The sequence below is a fragment of the Pedobacter sp. G11 genome, from assembly GCF_003860265.1.
GTDB classification, from domain to species: Bacteria; Bacteroidota; Bacteroidia; order Sphingobacteriales; family Sphingobacteriaceae; genus Pedobacter; species Pedobacter agri.
In genome coordinates this window covers 4,256,802-4,279,571 of record NZ_CP034190.1, presented here as the reverse complement: position 1 = coordinate 4,279,571, position 22,770 = coordinate 4,256,802, and the positions used below count along the sequence as shown (strand labels likewise).

The following is a 22,770-nucleotide window of genomic DNA, read 5'->3' as shown; positions in this document are numbered from 1 at the left end:
ATCATTATGAACTAAAATAAAAAAGCCTGACAATTTCAAATTGTCAGGCTTTTTTATAGACTAAAATTTATTATTTATCTTTTTTGTTTCCGCCACCAAATACCGAGAAGTGTACGTAACGTTTAGGATTTGCTTTTAAATCTATCATCAATGCATCCAGATTTTTAGAAGCACTATTTAAATTGTCAGAAAGGGTTTTGTCGTTTAACAGTTGTCCCAAACTTCCTTTACCTTCTTTAATTCCTGAAATTACACTTTGAAGATCGGCAATTGCATTATTGGCATTATCTAAAGTCTGTTTAAAATTTGCAGCTGCAAACTTATCGGTAACGGTATTAATATTGGTTAAAATATCGCTAATTTTCTTGTTGTTATTATTTAAGTTGGCAGTAATTCCTTCAACGTTTTTGAAAATGGCCTCAATACGGGCACTTTCAGATCCCACCAAACCATCTACCTTCTTTGATGTATTTTCTAAAGAGGCCAATGTTCCCGCAATGCTGTTAAAGCTCTTATCTACATTCTTTTGGAAATTGGGATTTAAAATAGAATTCACACTGCTAAGTATTGAATCCATTTTACCGATAATTAATTCTGCTTTTTTCTGAACAGGCTGAACTTGCTCCATCAAACCTTTTTCTACATTGGCGTTTAATGTAAAGCCGTCTTCAGCCATTTTTTTTGAATTACCAAGAGACATCACAATCGCTTTGCTTCCTAATAAATCAGTGCCTTCTAAACGGGCAATACTGTTTTCAGGAATATCGTATTTACTATTGATACTTAGTGTTGCTAAAATAGTTCCTCCTGGTTCTAATTGCAGCTTTGCTACACGGCCGATTTGATAACCATTAATTAAAACAGGTTTTGAAACGGATAAACCATCTACTCTTGTATACCGTGCAAATAAAGTTGTTTCACTGGAGAATATGGAATTTCCTTTTAAAAAGTTGTATCCTATAATGAGTAATGCAATGGCAAATGCAGCTAATATACCTACTTTGGTTTCGTTCTTAATCTTCATGAGTGTTTTGTATTTGACGGATACAAGTGGCAAAATTAGTAATAAATACTTGTCCGAGGCGTAATTCTTTATTTTTAAGTGTAAATCATATTAGTTATTACATAATGCTTACACAGTTGTTTTTGTTTGATATGTGATACTATTTTGTCTGGATTTTAGATTTTTGATTATAATTATTTAACCTCGACAGATTTTTTGTAGTTTTTAATGGCAGCTAAAATTGATTCTGCGATCTCATTTTGCCCTTTTTCAGAATTGATATATTTCTCTTCTTCTTTGTTGGAAATGAAACCAACTTCAGTTAAAACCGCTGGCATACCACATCTTTGGAGCACTAAAACACCTTGTTCTTTCACCCCGCGACTTAAGCGCTTATCCCTGCTGATGTAACTGGTTTGAATTAGCTTCGCGAATTTAATGCTTTTATCCCGAAACGTATTCTTTAAGAGAGATAAAAGAATAAATGTAGCTGGATTATTAGGGTCATAACCATCATACTTGGTTTTGTAATTTTTTTCTAGCTTGATATCAGCATTTTCCCTTATCGCTGCATCTTGTTCTTTTAAGCGATGGGAGCCAGCTACCAGCGTTTCAGCGCCCTTAATGTGTTTGTTCCCGGCAGGCATAGAATTGCAGTGGATGGAAATAAAAAGATCTGCATTGGCGTCATTTGCAATCTCAGCTCTTCTATACAAATCCACGTCAACATCCTTTGTACGTGTATAAATGATTTTGATGTCTGGCAGCTCTTCCTTCAATTTAACACCCAATTTCAGCGCAACTTTTAAGGCAATTGCTTTCTCAGTAGAAAAACTTCCTGAAGCCCCAGGCTTTTTTCCGCCATGTCCCGGATCAATTACAATGGTTTTAATTTTATATCCCTGAGCTTGTAACTGTTTGGAAATAAATGGCGTTAAGAAAAATAGAAAGGCTAGAAGTTTTATCTTCATTTTTGGGGGATAGATTAGAATGATGTTTCTGCGATGCGCTTGTAATTTTTAATAGCTTTAATAATCCCGTTAACAATTTCTGTTTGCCCTTCAGGCGAGTTCATATAATCTTCTTCATCTGGATTACTCACAAAGCCGATTTCAGTTAAAACAGCAGGCATAGAGGCTCGGGCTAAAACGGCAAGGCTTTTCTCTTGTACACCACGATTAATTCTACCTGCGCTGATATATTCCTGTTGAAGCAATGAAGCAAACTTCAAACTTCTTTCCCTGTTGGTTTGCTTCATTAATGACAGCATAATATCATTTTCAGGCGTATTGGCGATAAAACCTTCGTAATTTTTCTGGTAGTTATCTTCTAAAAACATAGAAGCATTTTCCCTTTTAATTACCTCATCCTGTTCACCCAGGCGGCCCGTACCCGATACGAAGGTTTCGGTACCGCGTGTCGAAGTGCTTTTAGAAACTACTGAACGGTAAACCGGAACTTTTCTACCTTTAACTTTTTTGTAATAATCTACCACCTTCGATACCCTTACTGGCATATCATTTAAGTGAATTGATATAAACAGATCAGCCTTAGCATTGTTAGCGATATTGATTCTTTCATATAAAGGAATGAAAACATCAGTTTGTCTGGTATAAATAACTTTGATATCTTTTATACTATCCTGAAGAGCCTTACCCAGATTAAGTGCAGTTTTTAAAGCCACATCTTTTTCTTTAGAATAAATCCCGTGAGTAGCCCCGTCTTTGCCACCATGGCCGGCATCAATTACGATTGTTTTAATTTTATATTCCTGTGCAAAAGCTTGATTATCAATTGTATTGACTAAAGCAAAACAAATAATAAATGTTAAAATGGTTTTAAGATACATCAATGGTATATTTTTCACTAATTTTGAACGTTTTTGATTAAACATTTGTGCAAAAATAACATTCAAATACGAATTTGAAACTTCTTACTAGCTCTATTTTACTAATTTCTGTCATTTTATTAACACATGGTGTTGGTAAAGCTAACGCATTTTCTTCTTTTTCATTGCAACAAATTATTCAACAGGATACTTCAAAAAGGGATACATCCAAAAAAGAAGGAAAAAACAACAGTGGTTTAGATCAAAAGGTAGAGTACCGTGCCGATTCTGTTAAGTTTAATAAAACGAAGAGTGTTATTTTCATGTATGGCAATGCCCGTGTAAATTATGGTGATTTCGAGCTCGACGCCGATTACATTCGGTATGATTCGCAAACGAAAGTGATTTTTGCCAGTGGGAGAACTGATCCAAAAACCAACCGATATGTCGGTAAACCTATATTTAAATCGGGTGCTGAGGGTTCTGCAATTGCCGATTCACTTTATTATAACTCAGAAACCACGAGGGCGAAGGTATTTGGTGTTTTTTCCGAACAGGAGGGCGGTTACTTTTCTGGTGGTCAAAGTAAAAAACAAATTGATGATGAGCTGCACATCAAAAATGTGATGTACAGTACCTGTAATTTGCCTCATCCTCACTTCGGAATTTTAATTACAAAGGGTATAGCTACTGAAAAGCAAATTATCAGTGGACCAATGTATATGGTTTTTGAAGGCGTACCTACACCAATAGGCTTACCATTTGCTTTTTTTCCAAAACCAAATAAAAGAACATCAGGGATTATTTTGCCTACACCGGGAGAGGACGCAACCAGGGGATTCTTCCTGCAAAACGGTGGATATTACTTAGGGCTTAACGATTATTGGGATGCCAAATTTCTGGGTAGTATTTACACTAACGGATCTTATGAAACCAGCATGCTCACCAACTATATTAAACGTTACAAATACAGCGGAAATATTGGTTTGAGTTACAATAGTGTTAAAAATGGACTCGAAGGTACGGAAGCATTTAGAAACCCAAATAAAGATTTTAGTATCAGATGGTCGCATTCCCAAAATGCCAATGCCAATCCTGGATCTACTTTTAGTGCAAGTGTAAATATTACTTCGAGTAGTTATTACACTAATAGCCCGGCAAACCTGAATTATGATCTAAACGCCATAGCGAATAATACAACAAATAGTAGTATCAGCTACTCTAAAACATTTTCTAATAATATGAATTACTCGTTATCAATGACGAGTAATCAAACCCTTAGAACACGCGACGTTTCCATCAGGCTGCCTGATGCGACATTTAACGTACCAACGTTCAGTCCTTTTGATTCCAAAACCCGTGTTGGCGAGCAAAAATGGTATCAAAAAATTACGGTTGGTTATGCTTTACAGGGAACTAATGCTATCGATACGAAAGATAGCTTACTATTCCAAAACGATGGATTGAAAAGATTAAGATCAGGCTTTAGTCATAGCATTCCGGTTAACATGTCGTTTACAGCATTGAAATATTTAAATTTTTCGATGGGAGGAACGTACAATGAAGTTTGGAATTTTCAACATATCAATAAGAAATTCACCCTTTTCGATGATAAGACTGTTACGGAAAGAATTGATACTTTAAGTGGTTTTGAAAGAGCTGGAAGTTACAACCTGTCCACGAGTATGTCCACTAAAATTTATGGACAAAAAAAGTTTAATAACTTAGGGAATATAATGGCGATGCGACATGTAATTACGCCGAATGTTTCTTTTAATTACTCTCCTGATTTTACCAAAGCAGATCGTGGGCCGTTTTTGGCAATGGAAGATCAGAATGGTAACGTAATTAAAGATGTTCAGGGTAGAGAAAGAACTTATTCTATTTTCGAAGGCATGGCCTATCCAGGTTCTTTTGGTGGCCCGCAAGCTGCAATTGGTTTCGGCGTGGATAACACAGTTGAATTAAAGGTCAAATCAAGTAAAGATACTACTGGAACAGGCGAACGCAAAATTCCAATTATTCAAGGTTTAAGTATTTCTGGTGCTTATAATTTTCTTGCAGAAAGAAATAAACTTTCTACGTTAAGCTTTAACGGGCGCTCTCAGTTTACAGACAAATTGGGAATTAATTATAACGGTACATTCGATCCATATGATGTAGAGGAATCGAGAGATGCAAATGGTGAAATTATCAGAAATACTGACGGCTCTCCTGTTTTCGAAAGGAGCAATAATTATTTGTTAAGAAAGGGTAGGCTGGCAAGACTTACTAACATAGGTTTCTCTTTTGATTACAGTTTGAATCCCGATGCCTTAAAACGCAAGAACGATGCCAACGATAAGTTGAGTGAAACTGCAAAGCAAAAGGGTTTGTCTCCAATTCAGTCAGAACAATTGGCAGCGATCAGCAGAGATCCTAATGCCTTCGTAGATTTTAATATTCCCTGGAATTTTTCATTTTCATACAGCTTTCAATATAGCAGAAGCGATGCTGGAGTAAGTAACGTGAGCAACACACTTAATTTCAATGGCGATTTTAATCTTACCCCAAAATGGAAATTTACCTTTAACTCCGGTTACGACTTTCAAAACAACGGCTTAACGCCAATGAACATTGGTATTTATCGTGATTTGCACTGTTGGGATATGAGTATCAACTGGGTTCCGTATGGCGCCTACAAAAGTTATTCCTTAACGTTAAAGGTAAAAGCATCTATCCTTCAGGATTTAAAACTGAGCAAAAGACAAGGTTTCTACAATACCTACCAATAAATTATGCTAGCTGAAATTATAACCATTGGCGATGAAATTCTGATCGGCCAGATTGTTGATACCAATTCGGCCTGGATGGCTAAACAACTAAATTTGATTGGCGTATCTGTAAAACAGATTACCTCAGTTTCTGATGAGGAACAACATATTTTATCAAGTTTAGCAGAAGCCGAAAAACGTGCTGATATCATTTTGATTACTGGTGGATTAGGTCCGACGAAAGATGATATCACCAAAAAAACACTGGCCAAGTATTTTGGAATGGGTTTTCGTAGAGATGAAGGAGCATTGGAAATGGTGACTTCTATCTTTAAAAAATTTAACCGGCCATTACTCGATATTAATATTCAGCAAGCTGATGTACCTGATGGCTGCGAAGTAATCGTAAACCGAAACGGAACGGCACCTTGTATGTGGTTTGAGCAGAATAATAAGATTTTTGTTTCGATGCCTGGTGTTCCTTATGAAATGATGTATTTGATGGATGATGAGATTCTTCCAAGAATTAAATCCAGATTCCAACTTCCATCTATTGTTCATAAAACTATTCTTACCGCAAACATCGGCGAATCGTTTTTAGCTGCAGAAATTGAAGAAATAGAAGATAATTTACCTTCACATATTAAATTAGCCTATTTACCAAAGCTCGGGCAGGTGCGTTTACGTTTATCTGCCAAAGGTGATGATGAAAACGCTTTAAAAACCGAAGTAGAAATCTACGCACAACAGATTATTTCAAAAGTTAACAAGTTTGTCGTTATTGATGAGGATATTCCGCTTGAAAAAGCAATTCTGAATATGATGGATGAGCGTGGACTAACTTTATCTACAGCGGAAAGTTGTACGGGTGGCTACATAGCGCACCTGATTACGCAACACCCAGGTTGCTCATCCGTTTATTGGGGTGGCGCTGTAGCATATGCTTACGAACTCAAAGAATCCATTTTGGGAGTAAAAGAAGGTACTTTGGCTAAGTTTGGGGCAGTAAGCGAAGAAACTATTGTTGAAATGGCAGAAGGTGCGTTAAGGCATTTCAAAACAGACTATGCTATTGCAGTGAGCGGAATAGCCGGACCTGATGGCGGTACAGCTGACAAGCCTGTGGGAACTGTATGGATTGCAATAGCATCGAAAGCGAAAACGGTAGCTAAAGTGTTTAACTTCAGTAACAAACGCATTCAAAACATTGAGCGATCGGCTGCATCTGCCTTGGTGATGTTATTAAATCTACTTAGAGAAGACTTACACAAAGAATAAAAATAGTATTTTTGTCGTGTTACCAATATATAATACTGTAATTTAATATGGCTCAATACGAACTATTGTTACCAAAAATGGGTGAAAGTGTTGCCGAAGCAACTGTGATTAAATGGGTAAAGCAAATTGGCGATTCTATTGATTTAGATGATACCATTTTAGAGATTGCAACCGATAAAGTCGATTCTGAAGTGCCTTCACCTGTAGCTGGAAAATTGGTAAAACAATTATTTAAAGAAGATGAAGTTGCCCAGGTTGGGGATGTAATCGCCATTATTGAAACAGAAGCCGCGAACGACGTTGTTGAAGAAGAAAAAGCGCCTGTTTCGGCTCCGGTTATTGACGAAAAACCAGAAACTATTCCCGGTATAGCGCAACTCCCTGTAGAAAAACAGGCTGTTCAAACTGATTTTTCTTCATCTGAACGTTTTTACTCTCCATTGGTAAAAAGTATTGCCGCTCAGGAAAACATTTCATTGGCTGAACTTAATTCGATAAAAGGTTCTGGAGCTGATGGCCGTTTAAATAAAGATGATTTATTAAATTATATTTCAAGTAAAACAGGAACGAAAGCTGCTGTTAATACGCAAGAAAAGTCAGAAGCAATTGTAGAAGCAAAAGCTGAAGCGGCTCCTTCGCAAACACCAGCAGTAAATAAAACTACAACTACATCAGTTTCTGGTGGCGATGAAATTATTGAAATGGATAGAATGCGAAAACTCATTGCCGACCATATGGTGATGAGTAAAAGCACTTCTCCACATGTTACCTCTTTTGTGGAAGCCGATGTAACCAATTTGGTTTTATGGCGTAACAAAGTGAAAAACAGTTTCGAAAAACGTGAGAACGAAAAAATTACTTTCACGCCGATTTTTGTTGAAGCGGTTGCCAAAGCGATTAAAGATTTTCCGATGATTAATGTTTCTGTAAATGGAACGCAAATTATTAAGAAAAGTAATATCAATATTGGTATGGCTGCTGCTTTGCCAAGCGGTAATTTAATTGTTCCCGTAATCAGAAATGCTGACCAACTTAACCTTGTTGGTTTAACTAAAGCGGTAAATGATTTAGCAGCAAGAGCCAGGGTATCTAAGCTTAAACCAGATGAAACGCAGGGTGGAACATTTACCTTAACAAATGTAGGTTCTTTCGGAAATGTGATGGGGACGCCAATTATTAATCAGCCTCAAGTGGCTATTTTAGCTGTTGGCGCCATCAAAAAGAAACCAGCTGTTTTAGAAACTGAGCATGGTGATGTAATTGCGATTCGACACATGATGTTCCTTTCTTTATCATACGACCATAGAGTGGTAGATGGTTCTTTAGGTGGAATGTTTGTTCGCCGGGTTGCTGATTATTTAGAAAACTGGGATTTTAATAGAGTGATTTAAAGAATGTCATCCTGAGCCTGTCGAAGGACTTGCTAAATACTTTAAATAGCGTTTCGACAAGCCAACGTGACAGCATCGAGGATAATATAATTCTCTATCAATATTTCATTTGTTTAAACCAAATTATCTGTTGTCTGTTTTTGACTAAAGACTAAAGACTAAAGACTAAAGACATGGCTAAATTTTCAGAATTAATAAATGGCGATAAACCTGTTTTGGTTGATTTTTTTGCTGAGTGGTGTGGGCCTTGCAAAATGATGAAACCGATACTAGCGCAATTAAAATCTCAGGTTGGTGATTCAGTTTCAATTATTAAAGTAGACATTGATAAAAACCAATCGGCTGCATCAGCATATAGCGTTCAAAGTGTTCCAATATTAATGCTGTTTAAGCAAGGCAAACAAGTTTGGCGTCAAAGTGGTGTATTACAAGCCTCGCAGTTGAAGCAAATCATTGATTCGTTCGCTTGATTTTAACCTATTTTGACGAACAGAAGTTAAATAGCCATGATTGAACGAAAAGCCCGAAGTGTAGAGGGTTTGTGTATCTGGCGGACTTGAAGTGAAAGCAGGAGTGACGAATATAAATGCTTCTGCCATTGCGCTTCAAAAACAATAAATTATACTTCTAAAACCAAATTTGGTGTAACAGCGAATATCTGCTCGTTTGTTTTCGGATAAATATTATACAAGCCAGTGAACGTACTGAATGCCGGTAAAACCGCATACTCCTTACCGAAATAGAAGCACGGAAATTTTAAGCGTTGCTTCGCTTTACCTACAATGGTAACGCCAGGATGAATGTGTCCGCTGATTGGATACAGTTCCTCTTCAGTGCATTCTGGCGCATCATGTATGAAGCAGAATGGCCCCAGACAAAAACTGGGTTCGTGAATGTCAATCTGCATGGAGGCATAATCTGCGTTTGCCAATCGATCATGGTTTCCTTTAACCAACAGAAAATTTAGTCCGCTGAATTGTTTTCTCCATTGCGCAAATTCATCAATATCTGAATTTAAACCATGGTGAAACATATCGCCATTAATCAACAGAGTTTTAGGATTGTATTTTTCGATAAGCAAACCTAAGCGCTGTAAATCATTTTGAGCGATGGTTGATGGAACCTGCACACCGGCTGAACGAAAGTGCGCCGATTTGCCCAAATGCAAATCGCTAATGGCTAAAAGTTGATGTTCAGGTAAATATAAAGCCCTTTCTTTATCTAAAATCAGTTCTTCTCCGTGGCTTGTTATGGTCATTAATTTTTATCTAATATAGTCCGTCATTGCGAGGCACGAAGCTATCTTTTAGTTAAGATTGCTTCGTGCCTCGCAATGACGAAAGAGTTAAAGGGTAGTCTACTTAAACTTTTCTGATTCTGCTTTCATTCTTGCAATTCTTTGCTCCAACTCTTCCGAACTCATGTTTTCTCGCAAGCTATCAACTTTTATCGGAAAAGATAGCGGCGTAAAACTTTTAGGATTGGTAATTACCACCGCTCCATTCTGGATTCGCTCTAATGCAGCGGCCAAACGTGGTTCTTCCAGTTGCTGATAAAAAACTTCATCGTATGCCTGGCGCAAAAGTAAATTATGTTTGTCGTAATCGCTAAAAACATTAAAAAACAAACCTGCAGATGACTGGAGGTGCTTATTTGCAACGTATTTTCCAGGGTAACCCTGAAAAACCAAACCGGAGATACAGGCAATGTCACGAAATTTCCGGCGAGCCATTTCTGTCGAATTAATACTTAAGGTAATATCTTCAGTAAGGTTTTTAGGCGAGAAAACTTCATAAGCGATGGATTCATCCATCGGGATTTCTGTTTCACTCAGCAATTCAAATCCGTAATCATTCATCGCAATAGAAAAACTAATTGGCAACAGTTTGCTTAATCGATAAGCTACCAAAGCGGCTAAAACTTCATGAACCAAACGCCCTTCGAACGGATAAGCAAAAAGATGGAAACCCTCTTTGTTGTTTATCAATTCAATTAATAATTCATCATTTCGGGGTACATGCGAACGTTTTTCTTGTAATAGAAACAATGGATACACGACATCCAGTTCTTCATCCTGATGGGTTTTATCCAAAGCTTCATTATATTTTTTGCGCAAAACGGAACCTAAATTTGAAGATAGGGGCAATCTGCCACCATTCCAACTCGGCGAGATGGCGTTTGATTGTTTACTTACCCGCACAATTACCGTCATATCTTTAACGTGTATGAATTCCAAAACCCTGCCAGCCAAACGGAAATTATCGCCAGCTTTTAAACGGGTAACAAAATATTCTTCAACCATGCCAATGTAACCACCAGATAGAAATTTCACTTTTAGCATAGCATCGCTTACGATGGTGCCGATATGCAGTCGATGGCGCATGGCCAGCTGCCGGCTTTTTACTTTCCAAAGTCCATCTTCATCTTTGGTAACTTTTTTAAACTCATTATAAGCACCTAAGCTATCGCCACCTGAAGTAATAAACTGCATTACCCATGTCCACTCTTCGGGCAAAATCAATTTAAAGGCATGCGTATTTTTGATTTCTTCGTAGATGATTTTATCATCAAAACCATCACCAATGGCTAAGGTTACGAGATATTGAACGAGTAAATCGAAAACCATAATGAAAGGTTCGCGACTTTCTATGTTGTTAGTTTTTGCCGCTTCCTTTATGGCTGCCGCTTCCACCAGCTCCAATGCGTGAGTAGGCATGAAATAGATTTTAGAAACTTCGTGTGGTGAATGGCCTGAGCGACCAGCCCGTTGTAAAAACCTCGCCACACCTTTTGGCGAACCTACTTGTACAACGGTATCTACAGGTTTAAAATCGACACCCAAATCCAGTGATGAAGTAGCAATAACCGCTTTCAGCTGACCAGTATGCAAGGCATCTTCAATCCAGTTTCTTAGTTCAAAATCTATCGAGCCATGATGAATGGCAATTCTACCCGCAAGTTCAGGTTCAATGTTCAGCAAGTGCTGATACCACATTTCCGATTGCCCACGCGTATTAATGAAGATTAGCGTAGTTTTACTTTTCTCAATAATAGGAAGCAGTTTATAAGCCAGTTTTAAACCAAGGTGACCAGCCCAGGGTAAGGTTTCAATGTCATCGGGTAGAATAGATTTGATGAGGATTTTCTTTTCCAAATCTGCCTTAATGATGATTCTTTTGGCTTCTTGGTTAGGCTCCAAAACATCTAAAGCTTCTTCAATATTGCCAATAGTTGCCGAAATTCCCCAAACCCTTAAAAATTGTTGCTGCTCTAATTTTTGCAAACCTTTTATTCTTGAAACTGCAAGTTCTACCAACACGCCACGTTTGCTACCCAATAGTTCATGCCATTCATCAGCCACAATACATTTCAGGTTTTTAAATAATGTAGATGAACCTTTTTGAGCCAATAAAAGATGCAGACTTTCGGGTGTAATTAATAAAATCTCAGGCATCGATTTTTTTTGCTGCACTTTTTCTGCCTGCGAAGTATCGCCATTTCGAACGCCTACATGCCAATCCAATTCCAGTTCTGTCAAAGTTTCTCGCATGGCTCTGGCCAAATCTTTTGCCAGTGAGCGGAGCGGCGTAATCCAAATGAGTTGTAAACGGTCTTTAGCTTTTTTATTGCTCGCTTCAGACGCGTTCAAAGCCTCAATAACTACGGCTAGAAACAAAGAAAATGTTTTTCCGAAACCTGTAGGCGCATTTACCAAACCACTGTAACCGTTAAGATAATTTTGCCAGGCGTCTTCCTGAAATTGAAATGGCTTGCGTTTATTAGCCTTAAGCCATGCTTTTATCTTTTTATAACCTTTGGTTTTGGTTTGGTCCATGTAATCTCTAATATTTTTTTTGAAAAGCAATTGCAGTAATTCTTCGGTACAATCAGCCCCGCCATTCGTTGCAATCTTTTGTTAATGTCAGTCTGAGCTTGTCGAAGACCTGCAACAAAAGTATTTCCACTATTGTCGGGTTTAGGATAATAAAGTAAACCTAAGTAAAACAAATCTGACCGGCTTGACGGCATAGTAAAGCTACTGTTTTATAGGCTACAGTTAGTTCATAACTGCTATTCTTTATTTTTTACGTCATTGCGAGGCACGAAGCAATCTATGCTGATTAACATCTCCCTAATGAGATTGCTTCGTGCCTCGCAATGACGACCGCCTAATCAAAAACGATAATTCTATCAATTGAAAAAAGCCTGTCTGGCTAAGACAATTAAACACCCCGTTCTGGTGGCATCCTTTTAAAAAAAGAGAATGCAAATCGCAAAAAAAAACTTTCTACTCATTTATAAAAGTTGATGCCAGCAACTGCCTTAAATCCTCTAACGTATTAATTTCTGCAGCTTTTTTATCTTTTCGCCAGCGTAAAATACGCGGAAAACGTAAAGCTAAGCCTGCTTTATGTCGTTTACTTTCAGCAATTCCCTCAAATGCAATTTCAAAAACCAACTCGGGTTTAACGGTTCTAACTGGTCCGAATTTCTCAATTGCATTTCTGGTTACGAATGAATTTACTTCTTTAATTTCTTTATCTGTTAAACCCGAATAAGCCTTTGCAATGGTAACTAAATTTTCACCATCACGAACGGCAAAGGTATAATCGGTAAAAAAGTTTGCCCTTCTGCCACTACCTTTCTGGGCATAAATCATCACCGCATCAACAGTATAAGGGTTAATTTTCCATTTCCACCAGTCGCCACGTTTTCGGCCACTATGGTAATGCGAACTTAGCTTTTTGAGCATAATACCTTCACTGTTAATGGAACGAGAAGTTTGCCGTAATTCAGCCAATTCTTCCCACGTTTGACAATGAATAACAGGCGAAAGGATGACAGCACTTTCATCTAAACCACCAATAAGCTGTTCTAATATTTTTCGCCTTTCACTTAGTGGGTGCTCACGGAAATCATTTGCCTCAAACTCTAAAATATCATAAACGAAAAAGCCAATTGGCGCATCTTCTAATTGTTTTTTGCTTATCGTTTTACGGTTTAATCGCTGTTGTAAGGTGCTGAAAGATAATACCTGTTTATCTTGTACAGCCAATATTTCACCATCCAGTACAACGCCATTGGGTAAAACATCAATTAAAAAATGAAGTTCAGGGAACTGTTCTGTTACTAATTCTTCACCTCGGCTCCAGATGAAAAGTTCGCCATTGCGCTTCACAATTTGTCCACGAATGCCATCCCATTTCCATTCGGCTTGCCATTCTGAAATATCGCCCAATTTTTCGGGTTCTTGTTCTAATGCATAAGCCAGGCAAAAAGGATAAGGCCATGAATTATCGGTATTTACATGAGTTCCGTTAATCAATTCTGCAAAAGTGATTTCGTAAGGATTCCATTTACCCATAATGCTGTGCATAATCTGAGCACTATCTAAACTGCTTTGCTTGGCCAGGGCATTTACAAGCATTTTATTCGAAACGCCAATTCTAAAGTTACCCGAAATAAGTTTGTTAAAAATGAAACGTTCCTGCGTCTCCAGTGTATTCCATGCATTTAAAATGAAGTTTTTTTTAGTTTCATCATCTTTGCCTTCTAAATCATGTAAATTTTCAATCCATTTATGCAGTTGGAAATCGGATGTATTTTCTGCAGGAGGCAGGAGCAGGGCAATCGTTTCGCTTAAATCGCCAACGTTTGAGTAACTTTCAGAAAATAACCATTCAGGCGTTTGCGTAATTTCTATGGCCCAGTATTTTAATAAGGCAGATTTAATTGGTCGCCGTGGTTTCTTACCTGTAAATAAAGCAATTACCCAAATCTTATCTTTATCGTCAGCATAGTTGAAATAATCAACCAATGCTGCTATTTTATCATTGGTTTTATTGCTCAGTTCGAGCTGTTGAATTAATCTGGCGAAACGTTTCATACTGATTTTTGGTTTTCGGTTTCAGTATTTTGATTTTCGGTATCAGCCAAATCAACTTTATTTTCTTCATCATCTTCCTGCCCAAACTTCGTCATTACTTCTTCTGATTCAATGCCTTCATCATTTAAAAACCGGCTAAAGGCTGCCGTAAAACCATGCGTTACATAAACTTTTTCAGCTCCGGTTGCCGTAATGGCATCCATTAACCCTGTCCAGTCGGCATGGTCGCTTAGCGCAAAACCCGCATCAGCACTTTGCCAGCGGCGATGGGCCCGAACCTGCATCCAGCCAGAGCAAATGCCTGTAACAGGATGTGATAAGTTTTTAATCCAACGGCTATCACGCATTGCAGGTGGTACAATTACAATGCCTTTCTGCAATTCATCTTTAGTAGTTTCTGGCGTAATCCTAATCGTTTCTGGCAAGTTTACACCTGCATTGATAATTACCTCATTTAAGTTGGCGATGCTATTGTGAACATAAATTGGAACATCGCCGGCCAGGTTTTTAATTAAACGCTGTGCTTTCCCTAAACTATATGCAATTAATACACTGGTTTTTTGCTGAGGAATATTATCGCTTACCCAACTTTTAATTTTATCGAATACGATGTCTTGTTTCTGCCATTTGTAAACAGGTAAACCAAAGGTGCTTTCTGAAACAAATGAATGGCATTTCACGGGTTCGAAAACGTCGCTGATGCCATCATCTTCAGTTTTATAATCACCTGAGATTACACAGATTTCTCCTTTATATTCTAATCTAACCTGCGCCGAGCCGATAATATGTCCAGCGGGATAAAATGAAATATGTACTCCATTACGAACGATACTTTCGCCATAATTAAGGGTTTCTACATCTAAATCTTCGCTGATTCTACGTTTAATTATTGGTTTTGTTAAGGTATGGCAGAGGTAGTGTTTGTTACCAAAACGCACATGGTCGCTATGGCCATGAGTGGTAACGGCATAATCTACAGGCCACCATGGATCTACGTAAAAATCTCCTTGCTTACAGTAAATACCTCTTTTAGTAAATTCGATTAATGCCATGATTCTTTAAACAATAAATGCCCATATAAGTTTTAAGATAATATCGGGTAATTAGCCGATAATCTTAAATATCGGGTAATTAGCCGATAATTTGAAATATCGGGTAATTAGCCGATAATTTTTGAATGATGAATATAAAGGCTTATATTAGTGATATGATTTGCATTATAACTGGAGATATTGTTGGTTCAAGAAAGATAAAGGATAGTTGGTTATTAAGCTTAAAAACTGCTTTAAAAACAGTTTCAGGGCAGAATGGCAAATGGGAGATTTATCGGGGAGATAGCTTTCAAGTAGAGGTAGATGCAGAAGATGCCATTAAAACAGCTGCCTACATAAAAGCTTGTATCAGAATAAATAAGCCAGCTGATGTAAGAATGGGAATTGGTATTGGAGAAGTCAAAACTAAACGTAAAAAACTTTCAGAATCGAGCGGAGATGTTTTCGTGAATTCAGGTGCTGCTTTCGATAGTTTAAAACAAGCAAAAGTGAATCTTGCAATCAAAACTGAAAATCCGGACTTTGATGAGGAAATAAATGTTTTGATTAAACTATCTTTAATCGCGATGGACAGTTGGGGTGTAGTTGCTGCAGAAATGGTAAAACTAGCGTTGGAAAACGAGAATGTTGTGCAAAGCGAATTGGCAGTTATTTCAAAAAGAACACAATCATCTGTTAGTGAGGCTTTAAAACGAGCCCGCTATTCAGAAATCATGGAAATGGATAAACTATATCGTAAAAAACTGAATCAAATTCTTTCTTCATAATGGATATCATTTTAGTCAAACTCATCCTTGCGCATTTAATTGGAGATTTTTTTCTTCAACCTACATCGTGGGTTAAGGATAAGGAAAGAAAGAAACTTAAATCAGGTAAACTGTATTTACATGTTTTAATTCATGTGGTTTTAATATTTATTGTTTTTTTAAGCTTTAATGTTTGGAAAACAGCTCTATCAATTGGTGTGCTACATTTAATAATTGATGCTTCAAAATCGCTGTTTCAAACTAAAAAGAATGCTAGAATATTGTTTTTTGCTGACCAGGTTTTGCACTTTGGCTCTATTGTTTTTGTGTGGCATCTTTTTTTTAAAGGCTATTTAGATATTAGTTATTTAAATGATGTAAAAACCTGGTTTTTGATTGTGGGTGTATTGTTTTTATCTCTGCCGACATCGATAATTATGAAAGTAATTATTGCTAAATGGTTACCTGAAAGTGATGATGAAAGCCCAAAATCGTTGCAGAATGCAGGAAAATATATCGGGATTTTAGAACGGGTTTTAATTTTTGTTTTTATACTCACCAATCATTTTGAAGCGGTTGGTTTCTTATTGGCAGCAAAATCTATCTTCCGCTTTGGCGATTTAAAAGAAGCACACGACCTTAAATTAACGGAATATGTATTGATTGGAACGCTGCTAAGTTTCGGGATTGCAATAGTAGTTTCTTTTATGATTTTAGGTTTAGTAAGATAGTTTTAACGTGATTTTCATTAGGCATTTTGCCAGGGAAACGTTAAAAGGAGCGGAGCGCCCTGAAGTTTAAACCCGATTGTAGTGGAAATACTTTTTGGTGTACTGTCATCCTGAGCTTGTCGAAGGATTTATATTTGCAAGCGCTTCGATAAACCAATCATGACGACATTTATTAGAAGTAACATTCACAAAAAGATTGAAATGAAAAGCGGGGCTATCGAAACCGACTCCCCGCTGTAATTGCTTTTCAAATATTTACAATCTATCTCGCTCCTGGAGGGCAATTATCTTTTAAAAACTTGGTATAAGTAAGTGATAAATGCTCGCTGGTGCCCTCGCCTTCAGATATACTATGGGTACGATTTGGATAACTCATCAATTGGAAAACCTTTTTGTTTTTAATTAATTCATTGATGAGCATCTCTGCATTTTGGTAGTGCACGTTATCATCGCCTGTTCCGTGGATGTAGAGTAAATTACCTTTTAAATTTTTAGCATAGGTAATAGGAGAGCCCTTAACATAGGCCTCTTTACTTGGGAATGGTGTGCCCATGTAACGCTCCTGGTAAATGTTATCGTAAGTTAACTGGTTGCCAACTGCAGCAATTGAAATACCTGTTTTATAAATTTCAGGGTATTGGAACATCAAATTAAGGGTTGATGAACCGCCGCCACTCCAGCCCCAAACGGCTACACGGTCTTTATCCATAAATGAGTGGGTTGCCAATAATTTTTTAGCAGCCATGGCCTGGTCGCGGATATTGATTACGCCAATGTTTTTGTAAATACCTTTACGCCATGCAGCACCTTTTGGAACTGGTGCGCCACGGTTATCCATTGAAATGTAAATGTAACCATCTTTGGCCATATCACCTGCGTAAAGGAAATTTCTGCCTGCTCCATAAGTATCTGATGCGGTAGGTGAAGCAGGTTCGCCATAAACATAAAAAACAACAGGGTATTTTTTATCCGGATTGAAATTATCTGGTTTTTTCATCCAGCCATCCAGTTCCACACCATCTTCAGTAGTAACTTTAAAAAATTCCACTTTATTTTTAGGTGCTTCTTGCTTTGATAATTGTGTAGTGATGCTGCCATCCATAGTAAATGGATTTCCGGTAGTAAAGTTCATCCATTCGGTAATTGGCCTTACGGTAGAACTGTTGTAACTATGGCGGGCGAAGGCAGCATTTGGCGAAATATCATAACTGTGCGTACCCGGAAGTAGTGTAGATGGTGTAACTTGCTCTAACTTACCTTTACCATCTAATTTGGTTTTGTATAAATAACGTTGTGTAGCATTGTTAGGTGAGGCGATGAAGTATAAGTAATTATTATTGTCGTCTATTAATTTCACATCAACTACATCGTAATTACCTTTGGTAACCAAGATTTGCTTTTTACCATCGCGACTGATTCTATACAAATGATTCCAGCCATCTTTATCAGATGTGATGGTAAATTCCTGATTATTATTTAACCACTTCCATTCGTCCTGAGCATCTATCCAGGCTTTAGCTTTTTCGGTATAAACTGCTTTTGCTGTTCCGCTGGCCGCATCGCAAATAAAAACAATACTTTCGTTTTGCTCGCGATTTAGTTGTTGCAAGATAACTTCGTTGCTATTTGGTACCCATTGCATACGTGGAATGTAATGTTGAATATCATCACCAGGAACGTTTAACCATTTTGTTTTTGCGGTAGCAATATCAACAATACCTACTTTACAAGCTGACGGATTTTCGCCAACTTTAGGATATTCAACCGGAATGGTATAAGGATAAATAGAGTCTGTATTGTTAATCATCAAAAAGTTTTTGATTTTGGTCGCGTCAATTTGCCAGTAAGCAATTGATTTACCATCAGGACTCCATCTAAAACCATCTCTGCAATCGAATTCTTCTTCATAAACCCAATCGAAGGTTCCATTAATCATTCGATCGTTGCCATTAGTCGTTAACGCTTTTGAATTCGAACCATCAATATTTTCTACATACAGATTATGTTTGCTTACGTAAGCAACTTTGTTTCCATCTGGAGATAGTTTCGCAAACATTAAAGATGATGCAGGTTTATCTTTTCCAATTTGAGTGATTTTGTTTGCCGTTAAATCAGCCAACCAATAGTCGCCACGGGTATCATAGCGCCAAACTTTTTTGCTATTGGTATAAATTAAGGCTTTAGTTCCATCGGCAGATAATTGAAAACTGCGAACAGCAATAGGTGCATTTTTCCCAGCTGGCGTTAAAAGCGCTCTTGAAATAACAGTTTTTTTATCGCTCTTAGGCAATGTCACACTAATAATTTCTCCACTGGCGATTTGATAATAGGAGTTTCCATCCTTTGCCCAGTTTATACTTTGGGCCTGGGTATCAATAATTGCAAAAATGGCAATACAAGTAATTGATAGTTTAACGAGTAGGTTTTTAATCATAAAAATTAGTCATAAAAAAAGCTTTTTAACTTTCGGGCTAATTTAGATAAAAAGCCGGCGGTTAAAAAGCCTTCGATTGTAAGATATAGGTTAATTATTCACCACCACCTTGCATTTTCATTAATTCATCCATGGTAACTACTTCGTAGCCAGTAGGAACCTCTTTAGAGATTGCACCCACTTTACCTTCAGAAATTGATTTTAAAGTTGTTGTAGTTTCAATGCCGCGTTGAACCATTGTATATTTTACTGGGAAGGCGCCTAAACCTGGAAAATAATTTTGTGATCCTACATTTGGTAATTCAACATCTTTAGTTGCCCAAAGTTCGTGTGATGCACCTTTATCATCTTTGAAAGTATATTTTTCTGCGTTAAAACCTCCAACTGTTTGTTTTTCGCCAGTAGCTTTAAAATCTGAATATTTTGCGATGCCACCCATTGCTTTCTCTACATCTTCTTTAGATTGTTTCACTGCAAATTGTTTTTGTGCAATTGGCACATCAATTAATAACAAACCAGTTTTTTCATTGTTATCTGATACAATTCCGATCAAAGCTGGTCCTTGTTCCATTTCGATTTTCGTTAGGCCGTTATTAAACTTTACTTTAAGTTCTGCAGGTGGTTCCTGTCCGCCCATGGCTGCCTTTTGCTCATCAGTAAGTTTATATTCCAATCCATAAGTAATTGTACCTTCGGCAATTTTCTTCTGTGCGTGAGCAATTACTGCACCACCTACAAGGATTAAAGCGACAACGCTCGTTTTGATAGATTTTAACATGTTTTTATTTAAGTTTAGTTGTTTACCAGTTAATTTTTTCTTTATTGAGAAATGATGCAATACCTTTTTTAAAATCTTCGCTTTCCCGTACCCTGGCATTAATTTGGACAGCGAATTCCAAACTTTTTTCAAGGAGTGGGTTAGTGGTTTGGGTAATTAATTGTTTTGTAATCATTAACGAATTACCAGAACTTTCTTTACACAAACTTAAAGCAAATTCTTTAACAGTTTGATGAATTTCTTCTGAATTTGTTACAAAGTTGATTAATTTATATTCGAGTGCTTTTTCTGCAGAGAAGATCTTGCCTGTTAATAAAAGCTCTTTGGCTATCGTTTCGTTTACTTTTTGTTTCAAGAAACAGGATACGATTGCGGGAACAAAACCAATTTTAACTTCGGTATAACCAAAATTGCTTTCTGGTGTGGCAAAAACGATATCACAGATTGTTGCCAAGCCACAGCCACCGGCAATTGCATGTCCCTCGACCTGAGCGATCACAACTTTTGGCAGATAGTAGATTGTAGTGAAAAGTTTTTTCAGGTTATTGGAATCCGCCACATTTTCTTCGAAAGTATTATAACGCAATTGTTGAAGGTATTCTAAATCAGCACCAGCGCTGAAAACACCGCCAACGGCATTTAAAATAACTACTTTGACATCATCATCTTCAGAAGCACGAATAAAGTTTTCAGTTAGTTCGGAAATTAACTGGGGATTTAATGCATTTCGCTTCTCAGGTCTGCTAATAGTTATGGTGGCTATTCTTTCAGCTACATGATATAAAACCAAATTTGGCATATTATTGGGTTAGGTGTACCAAATATGCAGGATTTTTCTTTAAAATATGTGCTTGCACTTTATTATTATCTGCAAAAGTTTTAAACGTTGCTATTTTATAATCTTTATTTGTAGCATCGATAATCATGTTCTCGTATTCGAGTTTATCCGGCAGATTTTCAAGTTTAAATTTATGGTTACCTGTTAACCAAATACTTTTGAACTTTCCCGTAACCGCTAAATTTTTGTAATTCATTTTTTCGTTGAACAGAAAAATATTGTGGTCATCGAAAATTATTTGATTATCTTTTTTAATAAAATGACGCAAGGTCGTATCCGTTTTTAAACTGATGACATCGATTTTCTTAATTTGAGATTGCTCCAAAGCCGGAGCCACAAAAAACAGGTAGTTTTTATCAATTTCTGTTAAATCTGTAACCAAAACTGCCTCCCGACCTGTAATAAATGCCGCAGCATAATTTTTCCTCAAAGTGAAAAATATAATTTTCTTTTGATGAAGCACCTTCCAGTCATGATAGAATGTTAATGCAGAACAGATAAGATACACTGAAGCAGACGCCGTAACACATCTTTTATTTTTCTTCGCTAAGCCATAAACAAGTAAGCCCAAAGCTGCGCTTAAAAGGATGAATTCAGTGAGGCTGATCCAAACTGAAGAAAAAGTAGAAAATGGTAAATCAGCAATCCATTTTAAAACGGTATTTGTGGTGACAATTATCCACTCCACCAATGGAGAAATTTTATCTACTATAGGAATAAGAATCGCTATTCCCAAAAGCATAATGAGAAGAAGCGGGATGGAGATAAAAAGATTCCCTAACAAAAAATAAACAGGAAATTGATGGAAATAGTAAATACAAAGTGGGAAAGTAACTAATTGAGCAGCCAGCGAAAGTGCTATTAATTCCCAAACCTTATTCAGTATTTTGTTTTTAACATATATGCATTTGTATATTTTTGGCTGTAGATAAATTAAGCCAAATACCGAAATGTAAGAAAGTTGAAAGCCAACATCCCATATTAAAAATGGATTATAAACCAATTGACAAAATGCGGCAAAAGCCAGGGTGTTGTAGCTATTTTTGTTTTTTGCAAATGTTCTTGCCACAATGAAAATGTTTATCATAATCGCAGCCCGTACAACCGATGGAGACAAACCTGTAATTAAGGCATAGCCGCAAATTAAGCTGCATATTAAGACAAATTTGAATATTCGAAGCCATCGTTTTTTGTCCAAAAAGGCCAAACAGATATCTAACACAAAGAAAATTATCGCAACATGACTTCCAGAAACAGATAGTGCATGAATGGTTCCTGTTTTTGAATAAGCAGCCAATGTTTCTTTGCTTAAATCTGCCCGATAGCCTAATATCAATGTTGAAGCCACTGCAAAAGCTTCATCATTCTTAATCATCTTTCGATATTTCGCCACTTGTTTTTCTCTCAAATCAAGTGCGAATTTGATGATGCGATTTCCAATATTTCGATTGGTTTTCACCACATGGTTTTGATTTATAAATGTTTGTTGATAGATGTTCTGACTTGCTAACCAACTTTTAAAATCAAATTCTGCAGGATTGTAAGGCGGCTCAACCTCCAAGTATTTTGCTGACACCAATAACTCATCACCGTATTTTAAGTAAATAGGTTGAATACTATCTACCTTTAAGGCTAAAAGTAATTGTCCGCTAAGTTTAATTTGTTTAGAATTTTTATAACCTGAAACAACTCTTGCCTTGAACCTTACAATATCATTGGTTTGCTCAGGTTCGTCATTCACCCAGATTTTTAAAATCTTATAATTGTTCCTTGCGAAGTAGTCAGATTTTAGTGTTTCATTATTTAGTATAGAAAGGAAAGCGCCCAAAAAGAAGAAAAAAAGTAGGATTGAAATTCCGGTTAGACCTTTAAATTTATAAGCATTATGTTTCTTATAAGTGATGTTGATGAAAGATAGGGATAAGATAATTACAGCAGAGATGATTGCCAGAATAAAAATCATTTTTTCTGATGGGAAAAAATAAAATATCCCAATCCCAATGATAAAAGGAAGTAGAATCCTAGCGAAAATATATTCTGCCTTAAACATA

Annotated in this window: 17 protein-coding genes; 6 read left to right on the top strand and 11 right to left on the bottom strand. The window is 37.0% G+C overall.

Features of this window, described 5'->3' with window-relative positions:
• Positions 1-70: 70 nt before the first annotated feature.
• The 3 genes from EA772_RS18490 to EA772_RS18480 all read right to left on the bottom strand — a co-directional run bounded on the left by EA772_RS18490 (position 71) and on the right by EA772_RS18480 (position 2,852).
• Positions 71-1,024 carry an MlaD family protein gene (locus EA772_RS18490; protein WP_010602823.1) on the bottom strand — a complete coding sequence of 318 codons (954 nt, stop codon included), beginning with the start codon at positions 1,022-1,024 and terminating at the stop codon, positions 71-73.
• Between the two features lie 173 nt (positions 1,025-1,197).
• Complete coding sequence (locus EA772_RS18485) at positions 1,198-1,974, bottom strand: N-acetylmuramoyl-L-alanine amidase (RefSeq protein WP_010602822.1); 777 nt, start codon at positions 1,972-1,974, stop codon at positions 1,198-1,200.
• A gap of 14 nt (positions 1,975-1,988) precedes the next feature.
• Positions 1,989-2,852: an N-acetylmuramoyl-L-alanine amidase gene (locus EA772_RS18480; protein WP_010602821.1), complete on the bottom strand. Its 864-nt coding sequence runs from the start codon at positions 2,850-2,852 to the stop codon at positions 1,989-1,991.
• A gap of 74 nt (positions 2,853-2,926) precedes the next feature.
• Between EA772_RS18480 and EA772_RS18475 the strand changes: the two genes are divergently transcribed.
• From EA772_RS18475 to trxA, 4 genes are all read left to right on the top strand, one after another.
• Positions 2,927-5,605: a putative LPS assembly protein LptD gene (locus EA772_RS18475; protein WP_124914468.1), complete on the top strand. Its 2,679-nt coding sequence runs from the start codon at positions 2,927-2,929 to the stop codon at positions 5,603-5,605.
• A 3-nt stretch (positions 5,606-5,608) separates the two neighbouring features.
• Entirely contained in the window at positions 5,609-6,862 is a 1,254-nt protein-coding gene (locus tag EA772_RS18470; protein WP_124914467.1) for a competence/damage-inducible protein A, read from the top strand.
• A 47-nt stretch (positions 6,863-6,909) separates the two neighbouring features.
• Positions 6,910-8,253, top strand: coding sequence for a dihydrolipoamide acetyltransferase family protein (locus tag EA772_RS18465; RefSeq protein ID WP_124914466.1), 1,344 nt, complete (start codon positions 6,910-6,912; stop codon positions 8,251-8,253).
• A 173-nt stretch (positions 8,254-8,426) separates the two neighbouring features.
• On the top strand, positions 8,427-8,723 hold the full coding sequence (trxA, locus tag EA772_RS18460; RefSeq protein WP_124914465.1) for a thioredoxin: 297 nt from the start codon (positions 8,427-8,429) through the stop codon (positions 8,721-8,723).
• Positions 8,724-8,872: 149 nt separating this feature from the next.
• Here the strand turns inward: trxA and pdeM are convergent, their stop codons facing one another.
• The 4 genes from pdeM to EA772_RS18440 form a co-directional block, all read right to left on the bottom strand.
• Entirely contained in the window at positions 8,873-9,511 is a 639-nt protein-coding gene (pdeM, locus tag EA772_RS18455; protein WP_124914464.1) for a ligase-associated DNA damage response endonuclease PdeM, read from the bottom strand.
• Between the two features lie 99 nt (positions 9,512-9,610).
• Positions 9,611-12,088 carry a ligase-associated DNA damage response DEXH box helicase gene (locus tag EA772_RS18450; protein ID WP_124914463.1) on the bottom strand — a complete coding sequence of 826 codons (2,478 nt, stop codon included), beginning with the start codon at positions 12,086-12,088 and terminating at the stop codon, positions 9,611-9,613.
• A 453-nt stretch (positions 12,089-12,541) separates the two neighbouring features.
• Positions 12,542-14,140, bottom strand: coding sequence for an ATP-dependent DNA ligase (locus tag EA772_RS18445; RefSeq protein ID WP_124914462.1), 1,599 nt, complete (start codon positions 14,138-14,140; stop codon positions 12,542-12,544).
• The gene (locus tag EA772_RS18440) at positions 14,137-15,192 is read right to left on the bottom strand and encodes a ligase-associated DNA damage response exonuclease (protein ID WP_124914461.1); all 1,056 of its coding nucleotides are present in this window, start codon (positions 15,190-15,192) and stop codon (positions 14,137-14,139) included. Before EA772_RS18440 ends, EA772_RS18445 begins: the two co-directional genes overlap by 4 nt.
• A 155-nt stretch (positions 15,193-15,347) precedes the next feature.
• On the opposite strand from EA772_RS18440, the gene EA772_RS18435 reads away from it, so the two are divergent.
• Together EA772_RS18435 and EA772_RS18430 are read left to right on the top strand one after the other, a co-directional pair.
• Positions 15,348-15,959, top strand: a complete 612-nt coding sequence (locus EA772_RS18435) for a SatD family protein (RefSeq protein WP_116168499.1) — start codon at positions 15,348-15,350, stop codon at positions 15,957-15,959.
• Complete coding sequence (locus tag EA772_RS18430; RefSeq protein ID WP_124914460.1) at positions 15,959-16,669, top strand: DUF3307 domain-containing protein; 711 nt, start codon at positions 15,959-15,961, stop codon at positions 16,667-16,669. The genes EA772_RS18435 and EA772_RS18430 overlap by 1 nt, the downstream gene beginning before the upstream one ends.
• Positions 16,670-16,931: 262 nt before the next feature.
• Here EA772_RS18430 and EA772_RS18425 read toward each other — a convergent pair whose 3' ends face one another.
• The 4 genes from EA772_RS18425 to EA772_RS18410 form a co-directional block, all read right to left on the bottom strand.
• Positions 16,932-19,103, bottom strand: a complete 2,172-nt coding sequence (locus tag EA772_RS18425) for a S9 family peptidase (protein ID WP_124914459.1) — start codon at positions 19,101-19,103, stop codon at positions 16,932-16,934.
• 94 nt (positions 19,104-19,197) lie between these two features.
• Positions 19,198-19,881 carry a hypothetical protein gene (locus EA772_RS18420; RefSeq protein ID WP_039842112.1) on the bottom strand — a complete coding sequence of 228 codons (684 nt, stop codon included), beginning with the start codon at positions 19,879-19,881 and terminating at the stop codon, positions 19,198-19,200.
• 22 nt (positions 19,882-19,903) lie between these two features.
• A complete protein-coding gene (locus EA772_RS18415) occupies positions 19,904-20,680 on the bottom strand; it encodes an enoyl-CoA hydratase/isomerase family protein (RefSeq protein ID WP_124914458.1) in 777 nt (258 codons plus the stop codon).
• 1 nt (position 20,681) lies between these two features.
• Positions 20,682-22,769, bottom strand: a complete 2,088-nt coding sequence (locus tag EA772_RS18410) for a ComEC/Rec2 family competence protein (RefSeq protein ID WP_168187599.1) — start codon at positions 22,767-22,769, stop codon at positions 20,682-20,684.
• Position 22,770 lies beyond the last annotated feature (1 nt).

Excerpts from the sequence above, each read along its gene's own strand:
- EA772_RS18490 (WP_010602823.1), bottom strand. The coding sequence starts at position 1,024 with ATGAAGATTAAGAACGAAACCAAAGTAGGTATATTAGCTGCATTTGCC.
- EA772_RS18485 (WP_010602822.1), bottom strand. The coding sequence starts at position 1,974 with ATGAAGATAAAACTTCTAGCCTTTCTATTTTTCTTAACGCCATTTATT.
- EA772_RS18480 (WP_010602821.1), bottom strand. The coding sequence starts at position 2,852 with ATGTATCTTAAAACCATTTTAACATTTATTATTTGTTTTGCTTTAGTC.
- EA772_RS18470 (WP_124914467.1), top strand. The coding sequence starts at position 5,609 with ATGCTAGCTGAAATTATAACCATTGGCGATGAAATTCTGATCGGCCAG.
- EA772_RS18465 (WP_124914466.1), top strand. The coding sequence starts at position 6,910 with ATGGCTCAATACGAACTATTGTTACCAAAAATGGGTGAAAGTGTTGCC.
- trxA (WP_124914465.1), top strand. The coding sequence starts at position 8,427 with ATGGCTAAATTTTCAGAATTAATAAATGGCGATAAACCTGTTTTGGTT.
- pdeM (WP_124914464.1), bottom strand. The coding sequence starts at position 9,511 with ATGACCATAACAAGCCACGGAGAAGAACTGATTTTAGATAAAGAAAGG.
- EA772_RS18450 (WP_124914463.1), bottom strand. The coding sequence starts at position 12,088 with ATGGACCAAACCAAAACCAAAGGTTATAAAAAGATAAAAGCATGGCTT.
- EA772_RS18445 (WP_124914462.1), bottom strand. The coding sequence starts at position 14,140 with ATGAAACGTTTCGCCAGATTAATTCAACAGCTCGAACTGAGCAATAAA.
- EA772_RS18440 (WP_124914461.1), bottom strand. The coding sequence starts at position 15,192 with ATGGCATTAATCGAATTTACTAAAAGAGGTATTTACTGTAAGCAAGGA.
- EA772_RS18435 (WP_116168499.1), top strand. The coding sequence starts at position 15,348 with ATGATTTGCATTATAACTGGAGATATTGTTGGTTCAAGAAAGATAAAG.
- EA772_RS18430 (WP_124914460.1), top strand. The coding sequence starts at position 15,959 with ATGGATATCATTTTAGTCAAACTCATCCTTGCGCATTTAATTGGAGAT.
- EA772_RS18425 (WP_124914459.1), bottom strand. The coding sequence starts at position 19,103 with ATGATTAAAAACCTACTCGTTAAACTATCAATTACTTGTATTGCCATT.
- EA772_RS18420 (WP_039842112.1), bottom strand. The coding sequence starts at position 19,881 with ATGTTAAAATCTATCAAAACGAGCGTTGTCGCTTTAATCCTTGTAGGT.
- EA772_RS18415 (WP_124914458.1), bottom strand. The coding sequence starts at position 20,680 with ATGCCAAATTTGGTTTTATATCATGTAGCTGAAAGAATAGCCACCATA.
- EA772_RS18410 (WP_168187599.1), bottom strand. The coding sequence starts at position 22,769 with ATGTTTAAGGCAGAATATATTTTCGCTAGGATTCTACTTCCTTTTATC.